The organism is Parabacteroides provencensis, from assembly GCF_900232875.1.
Classification (GTDB): domain Bacteria; phylum Bacteroidota; class Bacteroidia; order Bacteroidales; family Tannerellaceae; genus Parabacteroides; species Parabacteroides chinchillae.
On sequence record NZ_LT960488.1, the window covers coordinates 964,765 to 988,671 of the forward strand.

Here is a 23,907-nt window from a genome sequence, read left to right on the forward strand (position 1 = left end):
TAAATTCTAACGTTTAACGATTAGCTTTCTTTCTCTTGAAGTTTTTCTCTCTGCTGCCTCCGGCATTTTCGTTTCTGCGACCTGAGTCTTTTGATGCAGTGAATGAAGGAGCCAAATCTCTCTTTCCATAAACTTCACCACGACAGATCCAAACCTTAACACCGATCAACCCTACTTTTGTCAACGCTTCAGCCAAAGCATAATCAATATCAGCTCTGAATGTGTGCAACGGAGTTCTTCCTTCTTTATACATTTCAGAACGTGCCATTTCAGCACCGTTCAAACGACCAGAGACTTGCACTTTAATACCTTCGGCACCCATTCTCATGGTAGAGGCTATTGCCATCTTAATAGCACGACGGTAAGCAATTTTTCCTTCAAGCTGACGAGCAATATTGTTTGCAACAATAACAGCGTCCAATTCAGGTCTTTTCACCTCAAAGATGTTTATTTGAACCTCTTTGTCTGTGATCTTCTTCAACTCTTCTTTCAACTTATCAACTTCCTGACCACCTTTACCGATGATAATACCAGGACGTGATGTGCAAACTGTAATTGTAATCAACTTAAGCGTACGTTCAATAACGATACGAGATACACTAGCTTTTGCAAGACGGGCATTCAAATACTTACGGATCTTGCTATCTTCTAACAAAGTATCTCCGTAATTTTTGCCGCCATACCAATTGGAATCCCAACCACGGATGATTCCTAAACGATTACTAACCGGATTAACTTTTTGTCCCATCTACAATTAATTTTGACTATCGTTTTTACTAAGTGTATCAACAAACAGAGTTACATGATTCGAACGTTTACGAATTCTATAACCTCTTCCCTGAGGAGCAGGACGCATTCTCTTCAATGTAGTAGCGCAATCTACGCTAATAGAAGAAACACACAACTCTCCAGTTTCTGCTTTACGTTCATTCTTCTGTTCCCAATTGGCAATAGCTGAACGAAGCAATTTTTCTACTCTTGCTGCAGCTTCCTTATTAGAAAACTTCAAAACACCAAGTGCACGGAATACTTCCATACCGCGGATCATGTCTACAACGAGACGCATCTTGCGGGGAGAAGTCGGCACATTACGCAATTTTGCGAAGTACATGGTCTTCTGGGCTTCTTTTCTTGCTTCAGCTGATATTCTTTTTCTAGCACCCATTTTATTCGATTCTTTTTATTTTCAGATTCCTGAATTCCTGTTACTACCGATATTATTTCTTCTTGTTACCGGCGTGACCACGGAAAGTACGCGTAGGAGAAAATTCTCCCAACTTATGACCTACCATATTCTCGGTTACAAAAACAGGAATAAATTTATTTCCATTGTGAACTGCAATAGTATGGCCTACAAAATCAGGCGAAATCATTGAAGCTCTTGCCCACGTCTTAACGACAGCTTTCTTACCGGACTCATTCATAGCCAGCACTTTCTTTTCAAGCTTTACATTAATATACGGGCCTTTTTTTAGCGAACGACTCATAGTTTACTTAATTAATCAGATTATTTCTTTCTTCTTTCAATAATATATTTTGAAGAATGTTTCTTCGGAGCTCTTGTCTTCAAGCCCTTAGCATATAAGCCATTACGAGATCTAGGATGACCTCCGGAAGCACGACCTTCTCCACCTCCCATTGGGTGATCAACCGGGTTCATAACAACACCACGGTTACGAGGACGACGACCTAACCATCTAGAACGACCGGCTTTACCTGATTTTTCAAGACCATGGTCTGAATTGCCTACCGCACCAATTGTAGCTTTACAAGCTGCAAGAATCTTTCTTGTTTCACCAGAAGGCATCTTTATGATTGCATAAGCACCTTCTTTAGATGTCAGCTGAGCAAATGCACCTGCAGAACGTACCATTTTGGCACCCTGTCCAGGACGAAGCTCAATGTTGTGAATAATAGTACCAACGGGAATATTTGCCATAGGCAAAGTATTACCTACCTCAGGAGCGGCATCGCTACCTGAAACCACTGTTTGGCCAACTTCCAAGCCGTTCGGAGCGATAATATAGCTCTTTGCTCCGTCAGCATAATACAATAAAGCAATACGTGAAGTACGGTTTGGATCGTACTCGATAGACTTTACTGTTGCAGGAATGCCATCTTTGTTTCTCTTGAAATCGATAAATCTGTACTTCTGTTTGTGGCCACCACCAAGATAACGCATTGTCATCTTACCTGTGTTGTTACGACCACCTGAACTCTTCTTACCTGTTACAAGAGACTTCTCTGGTGTACTTGCAGTGATTTTATCAAATGCACCAATAACTTTGTGTCTCTGCCCCGGTGTTGTGGGCTTTAATTTACGTATTCCCATTTCTTTTTTTAGATATTACTAAAGAAATCAATTGTTTCTCCTTCTTTCAACGTTACGATCGCTTTTTTGAAAGCAGCCTGCTTGCCATTAATCACGCCAGACTTTGTATAACGACTTTTTAATTTACCTGAGTAGTTGATGGTGTTAACATCAACTACGGTAACATTATACATATCTTCTACAGCTTTCTTAATCTCTAACTTGTTGGCATCAGGAGAAACACGAAAACCATAGCGATTAGCCATCTTTTCTGTAATCGCTGTTTGCTTCTCTGTTACTATAGGTTTAATAATAATTCCCATCTCTTCACTCCTTATGCGTTAAAAAGTTTTTCTATAGCAGCAACTGAACTCTCGGTAACAACCATATTCGCAGCATTCAATACTCCGTATGTGTTTAGCTCAGAAGCTGTTATAACATTTGCCTTTTCTAAATTACGAGCCGACAAATATACAAAATTATTCTTCTCCGGTAAAACCATAAGCAACTTTTTACCAGCCACTTTTAGGTTTTTAGCAATTGTTACAAATTCTTTAGTTTTAGGAGCTTCCATTACGAAGTCTTCAACAACTACAATTGCGTTATTCTTTACTTTATAAGCCAATGCAGACTTACGAGCCAAAGATTTCACTTTCTTGTTCAACTTAAACTCATAATCACGAGGTCTAGGACCGAATACACGACCACCACCTACTAATACCGGAGAGTTTATATCACCACGACGTGCACCACCTCCACCTTTCTGGCGGATCAGCTTACGTGTACTACCTGATACTTCGCTTCTCTCTTTTGACTTATGCGTTCCCTGACGTTGATTAGCCAAATACTGCTTTACATCCAAATAGATAGCATGATCATTGGGTTCAATGCCGAAAATTGCATCGTTCAAAGTTACCTTTCTTCCGGTATCTTCACCTTTAATATTAAATACGCTCAGTTCCATTACTTTTCAATTAATAAGATTGAACCTTTTGCTCCTGGAACAGACCCTTTTACCAATAAAAGATTATGTTCCGGCATTACCTTGATCACCTGCAGGTTCTGAACTGTTACACGTTCGTTACCCATCTGGCCGCCCATTCGCATACCTTTGAATACTTTCGCAGGGTAAGAACAAGCACCAATAGAACCCGGTTTACGAGCACGATTATGCTGACCGTGAGTAGTCTGACCTACACCACCAAAACCATGGCGTTTTACTACACCCTGGAATCCCTTACCTTTAGATGTACCAATTACATCTACGAAACCTGCATTATCCAAGTAATCTACAGTGATTACATCACCCAACTTGTATTCAGTTTCAAAATTCTTGAACTCGGCCAAGTATCTCTTGGGAGCTACACCTGCTTTTTGAAAGTGACCCATTTCCGGCTTAGTTGTGTGTTTCTCTTTTTTGTCTTCGAAACCTAACTGTACTGCCTGATAGCCATCTTTTTCCAAAGTCTTAACCTGTGTAACTACACAAGGACCCACTTCGATAACAGTGCATGGAAGATTTTTTCCCTCGGCACTGAAAACGGATGTCATTCCGATTTTTTTTCCTAATAATCCTGGCATTTCACTAATTGTTAATTAACTTACACTTTAATTTCTACTTCAACACCACTGGGTAATTCCAGCTTCATCAATGCGTCAACTGTTTTAGCAGTTGAGCTGTAGATATCGATTAATCTCTTATATGAAGAGAGTTCGAACTGCTCACGAGATTTCTTGTTAACGAAAGTTGAGCGGTTCACAGTAAAGATACGTTTGTGTGTAGGCAGAGGTATAGGACCGCTTACTACAGCACCGGTAGCCTTTACAGTCTTTACGATCTTCTCTGCAGACTTGTCTACCAGAGAATAATCATAAGACTTTAATTTAATTCTGATCTTTTGGCTCATATTATTATATATGTTTCTAAATTATTTGATCAAATCAGCACGACCTTGAACTTCTGTCAACACTTGTTTAGCGATAGAAGAAGATACCTGAGCATAATGTGAGAACTGCATAGAAGAAGTTGCACGACCCGAAGTAATAGTACGCAAAGCTGTTACATAACCAAATGTTTCAGCCAATGGAACTTTAGCTTTTACAATACGGGCACCTGTACGGCTAGACTCCATACCTTCTACCTGGCCACGACGTTTATTCAAGTCGCCAATCACATCACCCATGCTTTCTTCCGGAGTCACAACTTCCATCTGCATAATCGGTTCCATCAAAGCAGGACCTGCCTTTTCTGAAGCATTCTTGAATGCCTGAATAGCTGCAATTTCAAATGACAACTGATCAGAGTCAACCGGGTGGAAAGAACCATCAATCAAAGTAACCTTCAATTTATCCAGCGGATAACCAGCAAGAATACCGTTCTTCATAGCCTTTTCGAAACCTTTCTGAACAGAAGGGATAAACTCTTTAGGAATGTTACCACCTTTTACTTCATCAACAAACTGCAAAGTTCCTTCAAAGTCGGCAGGAGCCGGTTCAACACGAACAATAATATCAGCGAACTTACCACGACCACCGGATTGCTTCTTGTAAACTTCACGAAGTTCAACAGATTTTGTGATAGCTTCTTTATAAGTTACCTGAGGTTTACCTTGATTACATTCAACTTTAAATTCACGACGCAAACGGTCGATAATGATATCCAAGTGAAGCTCACCCATACCACTAATTACAGTTTGGCCTGTTTCTTCGTTAGTCTGAACGCGGAATGTAGGATCCTCTTCAGCCAACTTACCTAAGCCTATGCCCAACTTATCTAAGTCTTTCTGAGTTTTAGGCTCTACAGCAACACCGATAACCGGATCCGGGAATTCCATAGATTCCAGTGTAATCGGATGTGCTTCATCACACAGCGTATCACCAGTACGGATATCTTTGAAACCAACACCTGCACCTATATCACCACAACCGATAGCTTCCATCGGATTCTGTTTATTTGAATGCATCTGGAACAAGCGGGAAATACGTTCCTTCTTATCTGAACGAGAGTTGTAAACATAAGAACCAGCCTGCAAAGAACCTGAGTAAACACGGAAGAAACACAAACGACCTACATACGGGTCTGTTGCGATCTTAAATGCAAGAGCTGTCATCGGTTCTTCAAACAGAGGTTTGCGAACGATCACTTTCTCAGGATCTCTAGGATCTGTACCTTCAATAGCTTCTGTATCTGCAGGGCTAGGCAAGTATGCACAAACAGCATTCAGCAACGTCTGAACACCCTTATTCTTAAATGAAGAACCACAAATCATCGGATTGATCTGCATAGCGATTGTACCTTTACGGATAGCTTTTTTAATTTCCTCTTCAGTAATTGTAGAAGGATCATCAAAATATTTTTCCATCAAAGCATCATCGCATTCCGCCAAAGTTTCAAGCATTTTTTCTCTCCACTCCTCCGCTTCTGCCATTAAATTTGCAGGTATTTCTTCTGTTGTATATTCAGCACCCATAGTTTCATCGTGCCAGAAAATAGCCTTCATTGTGATAAGATCCACAACACCCTGGAATTTTTCTTCTGATCCGATAGGAATCTGAATAGGACAAGGATTTGCACCTAATACATCTTTTACCTGACGAACAACTTCAAAGAAGTTTGCGCCGGAACGGTCCATTTTATTAACGTAACCAATTCTAGGTACATTATATTTATCAGCTTGACGCCATACAGTTTCAGACTGAGGTTCAACACCACCTACAGCACAGAAAGCAGCAACGGCACCATCCAGAATACGCAATGAACGCTCTACTTCAACAGTAAAGTCCACGTGCCCCGGAGTGTCAATCAAGTTAATTTTATACTTGTCATTATTGTAATTCCAGAAAGTAGTAGTAGCAGCAGAAGTAATGGTAATACCACGTTCCTGCTCCTGCTCCATCCAGTCCATAGTAGCAGCACCGTCATGAACCTCACCAATTTTGTGAGTCAGACCTGTGTAGAAAAGGATACGCTCTGAAGTCGTAGTCTTTCCCGCATCGATGTGCGCCATGATACCGATGTTTCTGGTATATTTTAATTGTTCGTCAGCTTTTGTTGCCATCTTTTTTATTGTCTCCTTAAATTGCTAATTAAAATCTGAAGTGAGCGAATGCACGGTTAGCTTCAGCCATACGGTGCATATCTTCTTTTCTTTTGAATGCGCCACCCTGGTTGTTGAAAGCATCTACAATCTCTGCAGACAACTTATCAGACATCGTCTTACCACCACGCTTACGAGCGAACAGGATAAGATTTTTCATTGAAATGGATTCTTTACGATCCGGGCGGATTTCTGTAGGCACCTGGAATGTTGCACCACCGACACGGCGAGATTTAACCTCTACCTGGGGAGTAATATTATCGAGCGCAGCTTTCCAAATCTCGAGAGAGGATTTTTCTTCGTTAGGCAATTTGGCCTTTACGTTTTCCAACGCAGAATAAAAAATTTCGAAGGCAGTATTCTTCTTGCCATCATACATCAAATGGTTTACGAATCTCGTAACCTTTACATCACCGAAAACAGGATCCGGCAGGATCTGTCTTTTCTTTGGTTTTGCTTTTCTCATTTTGTTTCAAAAATTTCGATCTTGTTTTTGGTTGCCTCTTTTATCGTCTTCAACGGTTCCGCTGAACCATTTACTCAACCTAGCCTATCCAAATAACTAAAACCAGCTTTAATACTTAATTTAATTTCTCAGTCTGGAAGGTTATTAATTACTTCTTCCCTTTTGCTGCTGCCTGACCTGGTTTAGGACGTTTAGCTCCGTATTTAGAACGACGCTGAGTACGGCCATTCACGCCAGCTGTATCCAAAGTACCACGAACAATATGGTAACGTACACCAGGAAGGTCTTTTACACGACCGCCGCGAACCAACACGATTGAGTGTTCCTGCAAGTTATGTCCTTCTCCCGGAATGTAAGAGTTTACTTCTTTACCATTTGTCAAACGTACTCTCGCTACTTTACGCATTGCAGAGTTAGGTTTTTTAGGGGTTGTAGTATACACACGTACACATACGCCACGTCTCTGAGGACATGAATCCAATGCGGGTGATTTACCTTTAACCACCAAAGTTTCCCTTCCTTTTCTAACTAATTGCTGAATTGTAGGCATTTCTTTTCTTTTTTAAACTTTGAATGTGTTATTATTTAATTATCTCTTTTTTCAAATTTTGAGCTGCAAAGATATACATTTTAATTCGGACTATCAATTAGTTGCCGCACTTTTTGCATATAATCTGCGCTAAAAACGGTGCAAAGTTACGTATTTGTTCCCGTTCTACAAGTTAAGGCCTTTAAGTATTTATACATAATTAACAATTAAAACAGAATTTATTCAGTATTACAGAACATTATAGCAGCAATTTTATTTGCACCGGCCTTTTTTAATCGCCTACCCTTTGTCGTTTAATTGTCTACCTTATTCAATTTAGTTGCTTACCTAAAAAGTACGGAATCATAGTCTCAATAAAGGGACATTTAAGGGTTCACTTTGTCACCTTCTGTCACTTTCTTCGGGGGGTATTCCAAAATGTGAAAAATTATCTACAGGCATTCCACGCAAGTACACAATTTACTAATATATAGAATATTACAACGTACCAACACGTTTTTCAAACTCCTAAAAACGGTCAATGCGGATTTCATTTTAACACTTCCGCGAACACTTTTCCCCAATGTCTTCAGCTTAAGTTTAGTTGCCGTCGGTTGAAACCGACGGATAGTAGAGTCTTCCTCTTTCAAGGGCTTCAGCCCAATAAGAATGAGATAATCAAAAAGAGCTTTCCGAGAAGAAATTTGGCTAAAGCCAATACAGATATATCCCCTTTAGTCCGTCAGCTGAAGCAGACGGCAATTGAAACCAGGCTAAAGCCATATCGAAGAAAGGTAATCGAAAACAGACGTATTGAAAACAAGCTTGTCAAGAGTAAGCACAAGCACAAGAGCAGGCTCTATCGGCCATCCCAAAAGAAAGCATAGCTTTCTCATCTCCGGCATCAGCGGCTGGGCGTTAACGCAGGTAAAAGACGTAGCGACGAAACCAGCGGCTGTCTGAGCGAAGCGAGTTCCGCTGGTTAAGCGAAGTCTTTTGCCGAAGTAGCCCGGACGGTGCAGCCTTGACCTTTTGGTTACTTTTGGGTCAAGCCAAAAGTGACAGAAACGATTTTGAGCGAAGCGAGTTCCGCTGGTTAAGCGAAGTCTTTTGCCGAAGTAGCCCGGACGGTGTAGCCTTGACCTTTTGGTTACTTTTGGGTCAAGCCAAAAGTAATAAAAAAGTGTTCGCCGGAAGCACTAAAGCGTTACAGGCATGATTTCGAAACAACGGTGCAATAATATACAAATCAACAACATACAGCCGATATCAGATCATTTTGCAATTTAGGAATACCCCCCGAAGAAAGTGACAGAAGGTGACAAAGTGGAGTCGGCAAACATGCACAAAACAAAAACCTATACCAGCTACAATAGAGCAAAACAAACTTATTTAAAACGTTTCTCTAATTCATCATCTGTAAGCATAGATATGATCGTCTTACCATCTGGTGTAAGATTAGACTCCGGAGAAGAAAAAAGTGTGGCAATCAAATGATCCATTTCTTCATTTGAAAGCGACTTACCCGGACGGATAGCAGCTGCTTTAGCCAAAGACAATGCTATTGTCTTACGGATCTCTTCTTTTATCTCCGAACCGACTTCTATAGCCCGGTCTACAATATCCCGTAAAAGAGCCAATGGGTCTACATTCTCCAATCCGGAAGGAAGCCCATTGATGGCATAACTATCGTTTCCCAAATTACTCAGATCAAACCCTATCGAATGAAGATCATCTAATAAAGTAGGCAATATTGCAGCCTCGGCTACTGAAAATTCAATAATTTCCGGAAATAGCACCTGCTGAGACGCCCCTTTTTGTTGACGTAAATTATCCAAATACCGGTCAAACAGAATACGTACATGCGCCCTATGCTGGTCAATTAATGCTAAGCCAGATTTCAAAGAAGTTATAATATACCTTCCCTTGTATTGGTAACAAGGATTGGATGTTTCGGCAAACATCTTATCCGAAACGTTTGTTTCAATTAACTCCTCTTGTGGAAATTCATTAAGAGAGGTCTGTTCGAGTTGTACTGAAGCCCGGTCTTCTTCAAAACCTTTATACAATTTAGCCCAATCAAATTCCGGCCTCTTATATGAGGACGAAGATGTTTCAAAAGGATTATAACCGGAGTTTACCTGAATTTGAGGAGCTTTAAAATTTGTGTTTTCCTGTACCGGATTATATACGGGAATATCTATTGCATCTTCCACATCAAAATCAATTGAAGGAATAGCACTCGATTTAGCCAAAGACTCACGTGTAGCTGCCATCAGGATTTGCCAAATAGGCTGCTCATTCTCAAATTTTATTTCTGTTTTAGTAGGATGTATATTTACGTCTATAGTAGCCGGATCTAAAGTGAAATAAACAAAATAATTCGGCATTTCTCCTACCGGAATCAACTGGTCATAAGCTTGCATTATCGCTTTATGAAAATAAGGATGTTTCATAAAGCGCCCGTTCACAAAGAAATATTGAAGCGCGCCTCGTTTTTTGGCTGAATCCGGCCGTCCCACAAAACCTGAAATTGTAACCAATGAACTATCTGCTTCCAGGGTAAGCAACTTCTGGTTCAACGCTTTTCCGTATATATTAATAATACGTTGACGAAGACCCGAGACTGGTAAATTATATATTTCGGTATCATTATGATGCAATGATAAAGACACTTGCGGATTAACCAATGCTATACGTTCAAATTCCGTAATGATATTACGAAATTCCGTTTCATTGGACTTTAAGAACTTCCTGCGCGCCGGGACATTAAAGAACAGGTTTTTTACAGAAAAGATACAACCTTCATTACAAGCGTCGGCCTCGGATTCCTGCACTACAGACCCGGCTAAAACCAAACGTGTACCTAATTCAGAGCCACGCATTCTTGTCCGTAATTCTACATGGGCAACAGCTGCTATAGAGGCAAGAGCCTCACCGCGGAATCCCATAGTATGGAGCGAAAAAAGATCATCTGCCGTAGTTATCTTGGAAGTGGCATGCCGCTCAAAAGCCATTCTGGCATCTGTTTCCGACATCCCTTTCCCATCATCTACAACTTGTATCAGGGTTCTACCTGCATCCTTTATGTTTACCTGGACATTAGCAGCTCCGGCATCTATCGCATTTTCAACCAATTCTTTAACAACAGAAGCCGGACGTTGGATAACTTCGCCGGCTGCTATCTGATTTGCAATGCTATCGGGGAGCAAATGTATTATATCACTCATTGCCAAAACAAAAACCAAAACAAGGCAGCCAATACAGCTAAGGCTACCAGCAGTTTTACATTCCTATATTTCAAACTCCGAGAATCGACTCCTTTGTCCATGCTCTTTTTCAAATGGGAAGTGCCTTCAACAAAACTGCCCTTTATCTGCGGCTTATATTCCTCAAGAGGTTCTTCCATTCCCATTTCACGTTTGATTTTACTCACACGTTCTTGCATAGCCTCTCTGTGAGGATCCCAATAGATCGGCTTATGTTCAAACTGACGCGGTTTACGCACATTATAAAATGAGAAAAGTGCCATGTTTAATTGAATTACATTGTGAAAACTTCGCTAATGTACAAATTTATTATTTCTTCTGGGTGCTTCATTAACTTTTCTTTTCACCACCTGATAAATATCATCCTTGTTTTTAGGGCGGATATAATCAAACCAATAGAAATCTTTTAATGTTTTTTGATCAGGTTTCAGGTCCGGAATCGGGGTAAGCGTACCCTGAGATGCCGGTGTTAATTTCAACCTTTCCAATTTATTATCTTTTACCCATATAGTTATAAAGCCGCTTTGGGTCTGGTTCATTCCCACCATAGCCCCATCATTCTCCAGAGGATAGAAAATCGATTCCGCATTCCCTGCAACATCTATTTGCCGGACAGCCTGCCCTTCAAAATAAGCTTTCAGGTCATTTCCTTTCAATTGGTTATAATAAGAAGAATCAACATATTGAACCGCAAACGCAAATTGCCTCACGTGTGCATAGTCAATTGTACTGTCGTTCATATAAATCAGAATCGTATCTCCGTATATCTGGTACTGCTCATTCCACAAAATCGGATCATTATACATATACAATACAGAATCACGCGTATTAAACTGCATGGAATCACAGACGCCCTGCATATCGGTACGGTAAAAACGAACACCGTAATATGCTTTAATCTCACGGTAGACGGAATCTATTGTTGCCATTTGCAACGTATCGGCATGTAAATATAATGTATCACCCTGCGAATATTCCAGCATCCGGGCACTATCTGTGGCGAAAGCATATCCGGTCGTTTCATTATAATAACCATATTGGCCTTCCAGGGTAATCTTCTTTATCGTATCCTGCAAACTCATATTTCCGAAAACTTCACCAAAGCCGATTTCGCGATTATAAGCAATTGAGTCTCCCGTTAAAATCCGGTCACCTGAAACAACCTGGGAATTATCCAACAGCAAAGAGGTGTTATTTACCGTATCATACCAACCACGGGAAGAATAAATAGTACCACTATCCGATACTATAACAGACGGGCCTAATATTGTAGCAATTTTAGACATTGTATTATAATGCAGTGTATCTGAATAAAGTGTAAACTGAGGGTTTTCCAGACGTACACTATCATTAAAAACGGCAAGTTTCGTAGCCGGTGAATATTGTCCGTAAAAAGAGGATAATTGATTCAGGGAATCTACAATCATCCCTCCTTCAAAGTAATAGCCTATATCCGGAATACGTTCATAATTAAGGCTGTCGGTAAACAACGTGACCTGCCCGTTTTCCATACGGACATTATCGCGCAGATAAGCAATTTCCGTATTTCCATTATAGAACAGATAATCTCCATAGACAAACAGGGTATCTCCCTGTTCCATTCTAACGTTGCTAAATGCTTCCAGCGAATTAGTTGATTCAAAGAAGTAAGCACTATCGCAATACATATACGAACTATCATGGCGGAAACATACATCACCAACCAACACCTGAGCATCGGCATTCACCTCTTTATCATACGATAAAGTATTAGTATGCTCCAAAAAAACCTTGGTCGTTTTAGGAGGAATACTATCACTTGCCTGTGCAAAAACACAGACAGTGAACATACATAGCAAATGTATTAATAATAACTTAGTAAGTAGTTTCATTCTTTAATCCATCCCGGATAGCGGAAATCGCAATTCCTCCATCCGTCGCTAATACGGATATAAGTTGTTTTTTGTTTCTTCGCAATCCAGTCATTCAAAAGTTCTTCACGTTTCCGTCCTTCTACGATTGCTTTTAATGCCTGGTAGTCATCCGACAAGTTTGCTTTATGGCCTTCCACACGGGCTTTCAGTTTTACAATAGCAACAACATCTTTTTGCTTATTTGTAATCATCGTAAACGGTTTTGATATATCACCCACCTTCATATTATATACAATCTTACCTATTTCCTGCGGCAATTCCTGCATCTCAAATTTAGGCGTACCGACATGATCACTTTCATAATTCTGATTTACCATCAATCCCTTATTATTCCGGGTATCCTTATCATAGGATACAAACGTTGCAGCATCTTCAAACGAGAATTTATTATCCTGTAAATCATTATATAAAGAATCCATACGAGCCATTGTTTCATTCAATTCTTTATCCGACACTTTTGGTTTTAACAAAATATGGCGGCAATTAATACGGTCTCCGCGTTTTTCAATCAACTGGATAATATGATAACCATATTCTGTCTGCACAATCTGGGATACACGTTTCGGATCTGTCAGGTTAAATGCTACATTTGCAAATTCTGGGGCTAACATACCTTTACCCATAAAACCTAATTCACCACCACGTTTTGCCGATTCCAGATCTTCGGAATATAAACGTGCTAATGTAGAAAACTCCATTTTTCCGCTTGTTACCTGTTCTGTAAAATCACGCAAACGGGCTTTGATAGCATCCGTCTCTTCAAAAGGAATTTTAGGTTCCATTGTAATTATCTGTACTTCTACCGTCGTAGGAATATTTGGCAGGCTATCTTTCGACAACTGGCTATAATACTTACGAACTTCAGAGGGTGTCAACTTAATTTCACCAACTAATTGATGTTGCATCTGCTGCACGATCTGCTGCTCACGAACCATTTCTTTACGTTCGTCTTTAATCTGCGAATATTTTTTATTAAAATATTCTTCCAGTTTTTCCCTTGATCCAATCTGATTTACAGCAAAATTCATCCATTGGTCTACTTGCTGAATAATTTGTGATTCGCTAACTTCTATACTATCTATTTTTGCCTGATTCAAGTATAGTTTATCAATAGCCATCCTTTCCGGAATCACACAATAGGGATCACCGTCCAGGCGCTGTCCTTCATTTGCCAAATACAAACGCTGGGCTTCGACGTCAGAACGTAAAATCGCATCATCTCCTACCACCCACACAATTTCATCAATAACATTGTCTTGCGCCATCGCTGCACAAGTCCAACAGGCAAGAAAAAATACTACTAAAAACTTTTTCATCATGTCTACCGTTTTATAATCATTTATCAGAGCCGTCATAAAATTTGACATCGCCGCCTCTGATAGCATCGTTATATAATTCGTCTTCAAATTTTTTCAAAAAATCTACTTTTCGTCGATTAATCAACATCTCGGTAATCTGAGGGGTTGCATAATCATAAGGAGCCACACTTCCCACTGAAAGGTATTCCTTAATATTCAACAGATAACAATAGCTACTATCAGAAACTTCCACGAACTTATTTACTTTCAAATAATCAGCCGAGTTAGCCACATGAACAGGTATATTGTCCATCACTTCATCAAAGTCGACCCATTTGTCGTAAAAGTAATCATAAATTACAGCATTCTGCACACTATACTTCTCTATTTTTTCCAATGAAGCCTCAGAAGTTGATTTATACCAGCTTTTCACATCGGATATTCCCGGCGCATCTTGTGGTATTTTCAGGAACAGACCTTTAATAAGGCTCTTATCCAAAATAAATTTCTGTTGGTTCTCCTCGTAATAACTTAACTTATCGGTTTCGGGAATATTTGCAGATAAGCGTTCATTCACCAACTGTTCCAAATAACGATAACGAACCAAAGAACTACGATACTCATCCACCAACTTATCTACAGCATCTTTATCATCACCCAAATTACGTAGAGCCACATCATAAACCAAGGCATCTTTTACCCATTTTTTTATATAACTCTCCGCCAGCAACAAACTATCTTCCGATGTTGCACTTTTGGGAATAAGACTCGTTACTTCCGAACGTTTCAGCGTACGATCCTTCACTCTTACCAATACATCCGTATCATCCATAGGCTGTGTTCCCTTACATGCACACAGCAAAGATACAAACGCTATAAAAATGAAGCTATATTTCATCGATTTATATTTTATTTCTTGACCTTATTTATCAATTTCCAGTTAATTACAACCGGATATTTCTCATTCAGGCTTTTTATCCACTGTTTTTCCAAGATTTTCTGTTCGTTAACAGGCTTTGTCCAAATCTCCCGGTTACTTACATCAAATAATAATATACCATCTCTATATTCCTGCATCAAATGATCAAACTCAGGATGTTTTAGCGACAAATTCCCGCGCTCTGCCGTTGTCACAATATCACGAACAAAAAGATTATAAACATCTTGCATAAAGTCGCCGGCATAGATTTTTGTAGAAAAAGGACAACGTTGGATATAATAAGCAAATTCACTTTGCGGAAAATCAATACCGTTTACGTGGAACAAGGTCTTATTCATCTGCTTCGCCTTTTCATAAAAGGAGGCATCTGTAGGGAAATGATCATTACATAATGCCTGCAACTCTGCATAAGCTTCAGGGTAAAAAACATAACCATATTCTTTTTTCATACGGTCATCAAAAACCTTATATAATTCAAAATTACGCTCTCCTTGTCCCATAGCACGCACCAACTTTTTCTTTTCGGCTTCAAACGGAGATCTGTCTAGCTTTTCTATCAGTTTTATTATATGATAACCAAAAGGCGTTTTCACCAAACCAGACAATTGCCCCGGGGTGGTTAAGGCAAATGCAGCATCCTCGAAAGAATCAACCATCTCACCGGGCCCGGTTATTGGTAATTCTCCTCCTTTCTGCGCAGAAGCAGTATCATCCGAATACTGTTTTGCAAGCTCTGCAAAGTCTGCTCCGTTCTTTGCTTTTTGATAAACCTCCTGTGCCCTTGCCAATACCTCAGATTGACTATTAGCAACCGTGTCTTTTGGAAAAGCGATCAATATGTGTGCTATATGAATTCTTCCCCGGTTTGCCCTACGGTTATGTATTTTAATCAAATGAAATCCCATATTCGTACGGACAGGTCTGGAAATTGCACCAACCGGCATTGAATAAGCTACATTTTCAAACGCTTTCAATGTTTGCATCGGCAATAAACAATGCACATATTCATAATGAATATTATCGTTCTCCTGTCCATTTATTTCTTTGCCGACAACATCAAAATCTTCTCCTTTACTAATCCGGTTATATACCTGCAAGGCTTTATTATAAACATCAACCGTATCTTTAGAAACAATATTACCTTTCAAACGAAATAGTATATGGCTCAACTCAAGCTCTTCATTTCCGCGATTATAGACTTCACGGGCAGCAGCTTCTTCTGCATCTTTGTCTGATAAATAACTTGTAATAAGCTGTGTACGATAACCATCAAGCTCTTCTTTAAAAGCATCTGTTTTATCTAACTCCAAATCTTCCGCTTCTGCTACTTTTAATTTGAAGTTTTTAAATAATTCAACGTACGCCTTTACAGATTTGCTGTCTGATAAATCGACCTCCTTATTCTTCTCCGCTATAAAAACAAATTCCGATAAAGGTATTTGTTTGCCGGCTATGGTCATTACCACAGAATCTGGAAGAGTCTGTGCTTTTCCCGTGTAGCAAGCAAATATCAAAGATAATACAAGTAACTTTTTCATCAAAAACTCTTTTACCATACTGCTATTATACATTACAAAAATAACACTAATCTAACGGTTGCCGGCTAAGAAAAGTATGCTATACCATTAAATTAGTGTTTTTTATAAAATACAAGGCATGAATTTACTATTCTCCGCGACTATAATTCGGAGCTTCCCGGGTAATCGCAACATCGTGCGGATGACTTTCCAACACTCCCGCATTTGTAATACGGGTGAATTTTGCATGATGCAATTCTTCTATATTATGAGCTCCGCAATATCCCATTCCGGCACGCAAACCACCTACCATCTGATAGATAACTTCATAAAGCAATCCCTTATAAGGGACACGGGCAGCAATACCTTCGGGCACTAATTTCTTTACATCATCTTCCACATCCTGGAAATAACGATCTTTCGAACCTTTTTGCATAGCTTCCAACGATCCCATTCCACGATAAGATTTAAACTTACGCCCGTTAAACAAAATAGTTTCTCCCGGAGACTCTTCTACGCCAGCCAACAAAGATCCCATCATTACAGAAGATCCTCCGGCTGCAATTGCCTTCACAATATCTCCGGAATAACGCAAGCCACCATCTGCAATCAAGGGTACGCCTGTTCCTTGCAACACTTTAGCCACATCATAAATAGCGGATAATTGCGGCACACCCACTCCCGCTATCACACGTGTCGTACAAATAGAACCAGGGCCGATACCAACTTTCACCGCATCAGCTCCCGCATCTACCAAATACTTGGCAGCTTCGCCTGTTGCGATATTACCAACCACACAATCAATATTGGAATAACGCGCCTTTATCTGCCTCAAAACATCTACCACGCCTTTTGAATGTCCATGCGCCGTATCAATTACTAAAGCATCAGCACCAGCTTCAACCAATGCTTCCACACGTTCAAATGTATTGAAAGTAACTCCAACCCCGGCAGCAACACGAAGACGGCCTTTAGCATCTTTACAAGCTTGCGGTTTGTTTTTTGCACGTGTAATATCTTTATACGTAATCAGACCTATCAATTTATTATGATTGTCAACAACCGGTAGTTTTTCAATCTTATGTTGCTGAAGTATCTGAGCTGCCGTTTCCAAATTAGTCGATTGATCAGCCACCACTAAATTATCTTTAGTCATCACCTCTTCAATCGAACGATCCATGTCTTTTTCAAAACGCAAATCACGGTTTGTTACAATACCTACCAAATAACCGCTTTCGTCAACAACAGGTATTCCTCCAATCTTATATTCTGCCATTATTGCCAATGCATCGGCAACATGCTTTCCTTTGGTTATGGTAACAGGATCATAAATCATACCATTCTCTGCGCGTTTCACACTCTGAATCTGCTTTGCCTGCTCTGCAATAGTCATATTCTTATGAATCACACCAATACCTCCCTCGCGGGCTATAGCAATAGCCATCTTAGCTTCGGTTACCGTATCCATCGCCGCCGAAACCATTGGTATATTCAATACAATATTACGTGAAAACTTTGTCGTGAGATCGACATTCCGTGGAAGAACTTCCGAATAAGCAGGGATTAACAACACATCGTCAAACGTTAATCCATCCATAACAACCCTGTCTGCAATAAATGACATAGAATTTATGCTTTAAAAAATTATTGCGTGCAAATATACAAACTTTTGGCGGATCAAAAAAACATTCCTTTCGGAAGAAATCAAAAATCCATCCGAAAGGAATTCCAAACTATCTTTTCAAACAGGTATTTAATTTGCCATCTCCGAAAGGAATTTAATACGAACCAAGCGTATTTCTTCTTCCGTATAATCACCGCCCAATTCTTCTATAGCATCTTCCAGGGCATCAGTTTCCGAGTCTTTGAAGTATTCATAAATATCTTCAATATGATCTTCGTCCATAACGTCATTCAGGAAATAATCTATATTAATACGTGTCCCCGAATAGACAATAGCTTCTATTTCATCCAGCAATTCACTAAATTCCAAACCATTAGTCATTGCAATTTCATCCAGGGCAACTTTACGGTCTATACGTTGAATAATAGAAACCTTTAATTTGGACTTATTGGCCACCGTACGTACACGTAAATCTTCAGGTCTTTCTATTTCATTTTCCTCTACATGTTTCTTAATTAATTCGACAAACTCTTTACCATAACGTTTTGCCTTGCCAGCTCCTACACCCGGGATATTCTGCAACTCATCCAACGTAACCGGATAGGTCGTAGCCATTGCTTCCAACGACGGGTCCTGAAAAATAACAAAAGGAGGAACTTCCAGTTTTTTAGAAAGTTTTTTTCGCAAATCTTTCATCATCGAATAAAGAACAGGGTCTACAGCACAAGATGCACCGCCACGCACGGGAACTTCTTCCTCTTCTTCTTCAAATTCATTATCTTTTGTAATCTTAAACGAAACCGGTTTTTCTACAAATCCCTTCCCCTTATCGGATATTTTCAACAGACCGTAGTTTTCAATATCTTTTATCAGATAACCAGCTATTAATGCCTGGCGTATTACAGCATTCCACGTTTTTTCATCTTCATCCTGACCGGAGCCGAAAACATCCAATTCATTATGTTTATACGACTGAATTTCAGACGTCTCGTTTCCAACCAACATGTTTACAATATATTCTGTCTTAAACTTTTCTTTTAATGTACTAACTACTTCCAGCACAGCACTCAACAATTCCTTCGCTTCCACTTGTTTCTTAGGATTCAAACAATTATCACAACTACCACAATTTTCTTCCAAAAACTCTTCCCCGAAATAATGTAATAATACTTTTCTACGACATACCGATGTTTCCGCATAAGCTGCAGTTTCAAGTAATAGCTGGCGTCCTATTTCTTGTTCGGCAACAGGCTTACCCTGCATAAACTTTTCAAGTTTTTGCAAATCTTTATATGCATAAAAAGCTATACAATGGCCTTCACCGCCATCACGGCCTGCACGCCCGGTTTCCTGATAATAACCTTCAAGACTTTTAGGTATGTCGTAATGAATTACATAACGTACATCCGGCTTATCTATTCCCATACCAAAGGCTATGGTTGCCACAATAACATCTACTTTTTCCATCAGGAATGCATCCTGGTTAGTAGAACGCAATTGCGAATCCATTCCGGCATGATAAGGAAGAGCCTTAACTCCATTTGCTTTCAATATATCGGCAAATTCTTCTACTTTCTTACGGCTTAAACAATATACAATACCGGATTTACCTTCGTTGGATTTTATATATTTAATAATGTCACGGTCTATATTCGTACCTTTAGGACGAATTTCATAATACAAGTTAGGACGATTAAATGATGATTTAAATACTGTAGCATCAATCATACCCAGATTTTTCTGAATATCATGTTGCACTTTTGGCGTAGCTGTAGCAGTAAGAGCTATAAGCGGACGTTTACCAATTTCATTTATGATAGGACGTATCCGCCTGTATTCCGGACGGAAATCGTGCCCCCATTCAGAAATACAGTGTGCCTCGTCTACTGCATAAAATGATATTTTAACCTGCCGTAAAAATTCTACATTTTCATCTTTTGTCAAAGATTCCGGGGCAACATACAACAGCTTTGTACGTCCCGACAAAATATCATTTTTAACCTGGTCAATCGAAGATTTATTTAAAGAGGAATTGATGAAATGCGCAACCCCGTCTTCTTCGCTAAAGTTACGCATAGCATCTACCTGATTTTTCATCAGTGCTATCAAAGGTGAAATTACGATTGCCGTTCCATCCATTAATAAAGAAGGCAATTGGTAACATAAAGATTTTCCACCTCCGGTCGGCATTAATACAAACGTATCATTTCCCGCCAGTACATTTTCAATAATAGCTTTCTGGTTCCCTTTAAAGGTATCAAACCCAAAGTATTTTTTCAGTTCTTCAGTTAAATTATCCTTCTTCGCCATACCTTGTAATATTTTAAACAGACCGTTCTAAATCATGCAACCTGTAAACGGTTTACATCCGATTTCTCAAATTTTTCTTTTGCATACTCAAGAGTTACATGCAATTCTTTTTTATTTTCAGATGGCATACTGTACATGGCATCCATCATGACGGCCTCTACAATTGAACGTAATCCACGAGCTCCCAATTTAAACTCTAAAGCTTTATCCACGATATACTCATAAACAGACTCATCAAAGGTAAGCTTTATATCATCCATTTCAAACAATTTAATATATTGTTTTATTATAGAATTTTTAGGCTCTGTAAGAATATTCCGTAGCGTATTTCGGTCCAAAGGATTCAAATAAGTCAAAATAGGCAAACGCCCGATTATTTCGGGTATTAAGCCAAATGACTTCAAATCTGTAGGAGTAATGTATTTCAGCAGATTATTCTTATCTACTGCTGCAGTATCTTTACTTGCAGCATAACCAACCACACGAGTATTTAAACGCTGTGCGATCTTCTTTTCTATGCCATCAAAGGCTCCGCCACAAATAAATAAAATATTTTTTGTATCAACAGCAATCATCTTCTGTTCCGGGTGTTTACGCCCGCCCTGAGGAGGAACATTTACAATAGAACCTTCCAATAATTTCAATAAACCTTGCTGCACTCCTTCCCCGCTAACATCGCGCGTAATTGAAGGATTGTCCCCTTTACGGGCAATTTTATCTATTTCATCAATAAATACAATTCCTCTCTGAGCAGCTTCTACGTCATAATCGGCAGCTTGCAAAAGACGGGTTAAAATACTTTCTATATCTTCTCCAACATAACCCGCTTCGGTAAGCACCGTTGCATCTACTATAGAAAACGGAACGTGAAGTAATTTGGCAATAGTGCGTGCCAACAGTGTTTTCCCAGTACCCGTTGCACCCACCATTATTATATTAGATTTTTCAATCTCTACATCGTCCGGATTTATTTTCTGCAACAAACGCTTATAATGATTATATACAGATACTGACAAATAGCGTTTAGCTTCATCCTGGCCTATTACATATTGGTCAAGAAAAGTCTTTATATCTTCCGGTTTCGGCAAATCTTTCTGGTTCAATCCAAAAGAGGTTTTACTAGCCGGCATCTGTTCTTTCACAATTTCATAAGCTTGTTTTACGCAATTATCGCATATAGCACCCGATATACCATTTATTAACAAATCTACTTCCCGGGAACTACGCCCGCAAAACGTACAAGTATCGCCTGTTGTTTTGGCCATATATATTCCTTTCTTATAATATGAAGACAAGGCCTGCTTCCAAGCCTTGTCTTTTTAGTTTATTATTTACGAGCAAGAATTTCATCAATCATACCATATTCCTTTGCCTCGGCAGCAGTCATCCAAAAGTCGCGATCACCATCGCGTTCAACTTCTTCGAATGACTTGCCCGAATGCTCAGAAATGATTGTATACAATTCATTCTTCACTTTCAATATTTCGCGAGCCGTTATTTCTATATCAGATGCCTGTCCCTGAACACCTCCTAACGGTTGATGGATCATCACACGAGAATGTTTCAAACCAAAACGTTTTCCTTTCTTTCCCGCAACCAGCAACACAGAGGCCATAGATGCTGCTATTCCCGTACAGATAGTAGAAACATCTGAACTGATAAACTGCATTGTATCATAAATTCCGTATCCCGCATAAACAGAACCACCAGGAGAATTAATATAAATAGATATATCTTTTCCCGGATCACTGGAATCAAGATACAATAATTGTGCCTGAATCACATTAGCTGTATAATCGTCGACCTGTGTACCTAAAAAGATAATACGATCCATCATCAAACGTGAAAAAACATCCATCTGAGCAACATTTAGCTGACGTTCTTCAATAATTGTCGGCGAAATATAACTACTGGAGATATTCATATAGCTATCAAGAGCCGTACCGCTCATTCCCAAATGCTTCGTAGCATATTTTCTAAAATCTTCCATATTTCTCTATTGTATAATTATTTCCGAGAAGACATAAAAAGGGGATTCCTCTCAAGACTTAACGGAAAACAAAGTTATAAATAAATTTCTGAAAGAAACAACTTATTTGTTGTCCGCTAAGATATTTTTAGAGAGAAATCCCCTTTTTTCAAGAAACAGGCTAATTTGCAAAAGCCCTTATTTTTCCTTTTTTATTCAAAAAGTTTATTGAATTCGTCAACCGAAATTTCTTTAATTTCCAGATCGACCTGTTCTTTCAAGCATGCAGCCAGCTTTTCTTCCATAGCACGTTCTGCAATATTCTGCATAGTCTGCTGATTTTTCAACATATCCTTCGCATAATTGTCCAGCATTTCTTCAGGAACAGAAAGCATGCCATATTGAGCGAACTGGGCTTTCGCCACACGTTTAGCAAAGTTTTCAATATCCTCACGCTCTACATTCAGGTTATACTTTTTCACTAAAGCATCTTTGATAAAGTGATATTTCAAATCCTCTTTAATTTTCGGATAATCTTCTTCAATAGCTTCCGGTGTATTCTTTTCGTTTGCAACAAGCAACCAACGTTTTACCAAATCATCCGCAATTTCCATTTCACCCGCTTTTGCAGACAACAATTCGCGGGCATCTGTCAGGAATTTAAAGTCGCTCTGAGGCCCAAACTGTTCGGCCAAGGCTTCTTTAATTTTATTTTTAAACTCTTCTTCGCTAGTGACAGCACCTTCACCGAAGACTTTATCGAATAACTCCTGATTCAGTTCTGCATTTTTATGACGTGTCACTTCCTTAATTTCAAAGCTGAAATCACCGGTATGGTTAGCAACATCTTCTTTTCCAATCTTCAGGAACGAAGAGATTTCAGCTTCCGCACCTTCATAAGCCTTATTAGGGTTAAATACAACTACCGAATTAACTTTTGCACCAATAAACTTAGCCTTTTCTGCTTCATCTTTCATATATGATGGCATCAAAACTGCATCTTCCACAACGATACCGCCTTCTTTCGGAGCCCCGTTTTCCAGTTCCGCAACAGTACCCTTCACCAAGTCTCTTTCTTCAACTTCTTCGGCCTGGTCATAAGAACCGAAATGAGAAGTATAAGATTCTACCTGCTTATTCAGCATATCATCATCAATAGCAACCTGATAGTATGCTAATTTATCATTTTTGTCTAATTCAATATTAAATGCAGGAGCAAAAGCAACATCAAAGCAGAACTCAAAATCTTCATCCTTATCAAAATCAATATCTTTTTGTTCCGTCATGCTTGATAATGGTTCTCCCAGAACAGCCAAATTATTGTCACGGATATATTTGAAAAGATTCTCAGATACAATTTTGTTAATCTCTTCTATTAAAACGTGTTTACCATACATTTTTTTTACCATACCGACCGGAACCATACCTTTGCGGAATCCTGGTACATTAGCTTTCTGACGGAGCTTACGCAAATTTCCTTCAACCTGACTTTCATAGTCAGCTTTCACTATTTCTAATTTTATAATACCACTCAGGGCATCATTGTTTTTCAGCGAAATGTTCATTCTGGATTATTTATTTAATTAATATACTGTATCAAAAATTTAGGGTGCAAAATTAGATTTATTCTTTCAATATCGCAAATAGTTAACCTAATTTGTTTC

22 protein-coding genes are annotated in these 23,907 nt (G+C 39.2%); all 22 read right to left on the reverse strand.

Going from position 1 to position 23,907, the window contains the following annotated elements; all coding sequences use genetic code 11:
* Positions 1 to 13: 13 nt before the first annotated feature.
* Positions 14 to 748: a 30S ribosomal protein S3 gene (gene rpsC, locus CTY47_RS04305; RefSeq protein WP_099463566.1), complete on the reverse strand. Its 735-nt coding sequence runs from the start codon at positions 746 to 748 to the stop codon at positions 14 to 16.
* A 6-nt stretch (positions 749 to 754) separates the two neighbouring features.
* Positions 755 to 1,165, reverse strand: a complete 411-nt coding sequence (rplV, locus tag CTY47_RS04310) for a 50S ribosomal protein L22 (protein WP_099463567.1) — start codon at positions 1,163 to 1,165, stop codon at positions 755 to 757.
* 52 nt (positions 1,166 to 1,217) lie between these two features.
* Positions 1,218 to 1,487 (reverse strand): 30S ribosomal protein S19, encoded by a 270-nt coding sequence (rpsS, locus tag CTY47_RS04315; protein ID WP_005634738.1) that lies wholly within the window; start codon positions 1,485 to 1,487, stop codon positions 1,218 to 1,220.
* 20 nt (positions 1,488 to 1,507) lie between these two features.
* Positions 1,508 to 2,332 (reverse strand): 50S ribosomal protein L2, encoded by an 825-nt coding sequence (rplB, locus tag CTY47_RS04320; protein WP_099463568.1) that lies wholly within the window; start codon positions 2,330 to 2,332, stop codon positions 1,508 to 1,510.
* Between the two features lie 8 nt (positions 2,333 to 2,340).
* Positions 2,341 to 2,634 carry a 50S ribosomal protein L23 gene (rplW, locus tag CTY47_RS04325; protein ID WP_099463569.1) on the reverse strand — a complete coding sequence of 98 codons (294 nt, stop codon included), beginning with the start codon at positions 2,632 to 2,634 and terminating at the stop codon, positions 2,341 to 2,343.
* 11 nt (positions 2,635 to 2,645) lie between these two features.
* On the reverse strand, positions 2,646 to 3,275 hold the full coding sequence (gene rplD / locus CTY47_RS04330; protein ID WP_099463570.1) for a 50S ribosomal protein L4: 630 nt from the start codon (positions 3,273 to 3,275) through the stop codon (positions 2,646 to 2,648).
* On the reverse strand, positions 3,275 to 3,892 hold the full coding sequence (gene rplC / locus CTY47_RS04335; RefSeq protein WP_099463571.1) for a 50S ribosomal protein L3: 618 nt from the start codon (positions 3,890 to 3,892) through the stop codon (positions 3,275 to 3,277). The genes rplD and rplC overlap by 1 nt, the downstream gene beginning before the upstream one ends.
* Before the next feature lie 20 nt (positions 3,893 to 3,912).
* Positions 3,913 to 4,218 carry a 30S ribosomal protein S10 gene (gene rpsJ / locus CTY47_RS04340; protein ID WP_005634728.1) on the reverse strand — a complete coding sequence of 102 codons (306 nt, stop codon included), beginning with the start codon at positions 4,216 to 4,218 and terminating at the stop codon, positions 3,913 to 3,915.
* 21 nt (positions 4,219 to 4,239) lie between these two features.
* Positions 4,240 to 6,369 (reverse strand): elongation factor G, encoded by a 2,130-nt coding sequence (gene fusA, locus CTY47_RS04345; RefSeq protein WP_099463572.1) that lies wholly within the window; start codon positions 6,367 to 6,369, stop codon positions 4,240 to 4,242.
* Positions 6,370 to 6,397: 28 nt separating this feature from the next.
* Positions 6,398 to 6,874: a 30S ribosomal protein S7 gene (rpsG, locus tag CTY47_RS04350; protein ID WP_099463573.1), complete on the reverse strand. Its 477-nt coding sequence runs from the start codon at positions 6,872 to 6,874 to the stop codon at positions 6,398 to 6,400.
* Positions 6,875 to 7,022: 148 nt separating this feature from the next.
* Positions 7,023 to 7,424, reverse strand: coding sequence for a 30S ribosomal protein S12 (gene rpsL, locus CTY47_RS04355; RefSeq protein WP_099463574.1), 402 nt, complete (start codon positions 7,422 to 7,424; stop codon positions 7,023 to 7,025).
* 1,367 nt (positions 7,425 to 8,791) lie between these two features.
* Positions 8,792 to 10,633, reverse strand: a complete 1,842-nt coding sequence (gene mutL, locus CTY47_RS04370; protein WP_099463577.1) for a DNA mismatch repair endonuclease MutL — start codon at positions 10,631 to 10,633, stop codon at positions 8,792 to 8,794.
* Entirely contained in the window at positions 10,630 to 10,935 is a 306-nt protein-coding gene (locus CTY47_RS04375) for a hypothetical protein (RefSeq protein ID WP_099463578.1), read from the reverse strand. Before CTY47_RS04375 ends, mutL begins: the two co-directional genes overlap by 4 nt.
* Positions 10,936 to 10,965: 30 nt before the next feature.
* Entirely contained in the window at positions 10,966 to 12,501 is a 1,536-nt protein-coding gene (locus CTY47_RS04380; RefSeq protein WP_394340705.1) for an OstA-like protein, read from the reverse strand.
* A gap of 38 nt (positions 12,502 to 12,539) precedes the next feature.
* Complete coding sequence (locus tag CTY47_RS04385) at positions 12,540 to 13,904, reverse strand: peptidylprolyl isomerase (protein WP_099464073.1); 1,365 nt, start codon at positions 13,902 to 13,904, stop codon at positions 12,540 to 12,542.
* 16 nt (positions 13,905 to 13,920) lie between these two features.
* Positions 13,921 to 14,781, reverse strand: coding sequence for a hypothetical protein (locus tag CTY47_RS04390; protein ID WP_099463580.1), 861 nt, complete (start codon positions 14,779 to 14,781; stop codon positions 13,921 to 13,923).
* 11 nt (positions 14,782 to 14,792) lie between these two features.
* The gene (locus CTY47_RS04395; protein ID WP_099463581.1) at positions 14,793 to 16,379 is read right to left on the reverse strand and encodes a peptidylprolyl isomerase; all 1,587 of its coding nucleotides are present in this window, start codon (positions 16,377 to 16,379) and stop codon (positions 14,793 to 14,795) included.
* 109 nt (positions 16,380 to 16,488) lie between these two features.
* Complete coding sequence (guaB, locus tag CTY47_RS04400) at positions 16,489 to 17,964, reverse strand: IMP dehydrogenase (RefSeq protein WP_099463582.1); 1,476 nt, start codon at positions 17,962 to 17,964, stop codon at positions 16,489 to 16,491.
* Positions 17,965 to 18,093: 129 nt separating this feature from the next.
* Positions 18,094 to 20,274 carry a DNA helicase RecQ gene (recQ, locus tag CTY47_RS04405; protein WP_099463583.1) on the reverse strand — a complete coding sequence of 727 codons (2,181 nt, stop codon included), beginning with the start codon at positions 20,272 to 20,274 and terminating at the stop codon, positions 18,094 to 18,096.
* A gap of 32 nt (positions 20,275 to 20,306) precedes the next feature.
* Positions 20,307 to 21,539 carry an ATP-dependent Clp protease ATP-binding subunit ClpX gene (gene clpX / locus CTY47_RS04410; RefSeq protein ID WP_099463584.1) on the reverse strand — a complete coding sequence of 411 codons (1,233 nt, stop codon included), beginning with the start codon at positions 21,537 to 21,539 and terminating at the stop codon, positions 20,307 to 20,309.
* A gap of 62 nt (positions 21,540 to 21,601) precedes the next feature.
* Positions 21,602 to 22,264 carry an ATP-dependent Clp endopeptidase proteolytic subunit ClpP gene (gene clpP, locus CTY47_RS04415; RefSeq protein ID WP_099463585.1) on the reverse strand — a complete coding sequence of 221 codons (663 nt, stop codon included), beginning with the start codon at positions 22,262 to 22,264 and terminating at the stop codon, positions 21,602 to 21,604.
* A gap of 191 nt (positions 22,265 to 22,455) precedes the next feature.
* Positions 22,456 to 23,808: a trigger factor gene (tig, locus tag CTY47_RS04420; protein ID WP_099463586.1), complete on the reverse strand. Its 1,353-nt coding sequence runs from the start codon at positions 23,806 to 23,808 to the stop codon at positions 22,456 to 22,458.
* Positions 23,809 to 23,907: the final 99 nt, after the last annotated feature.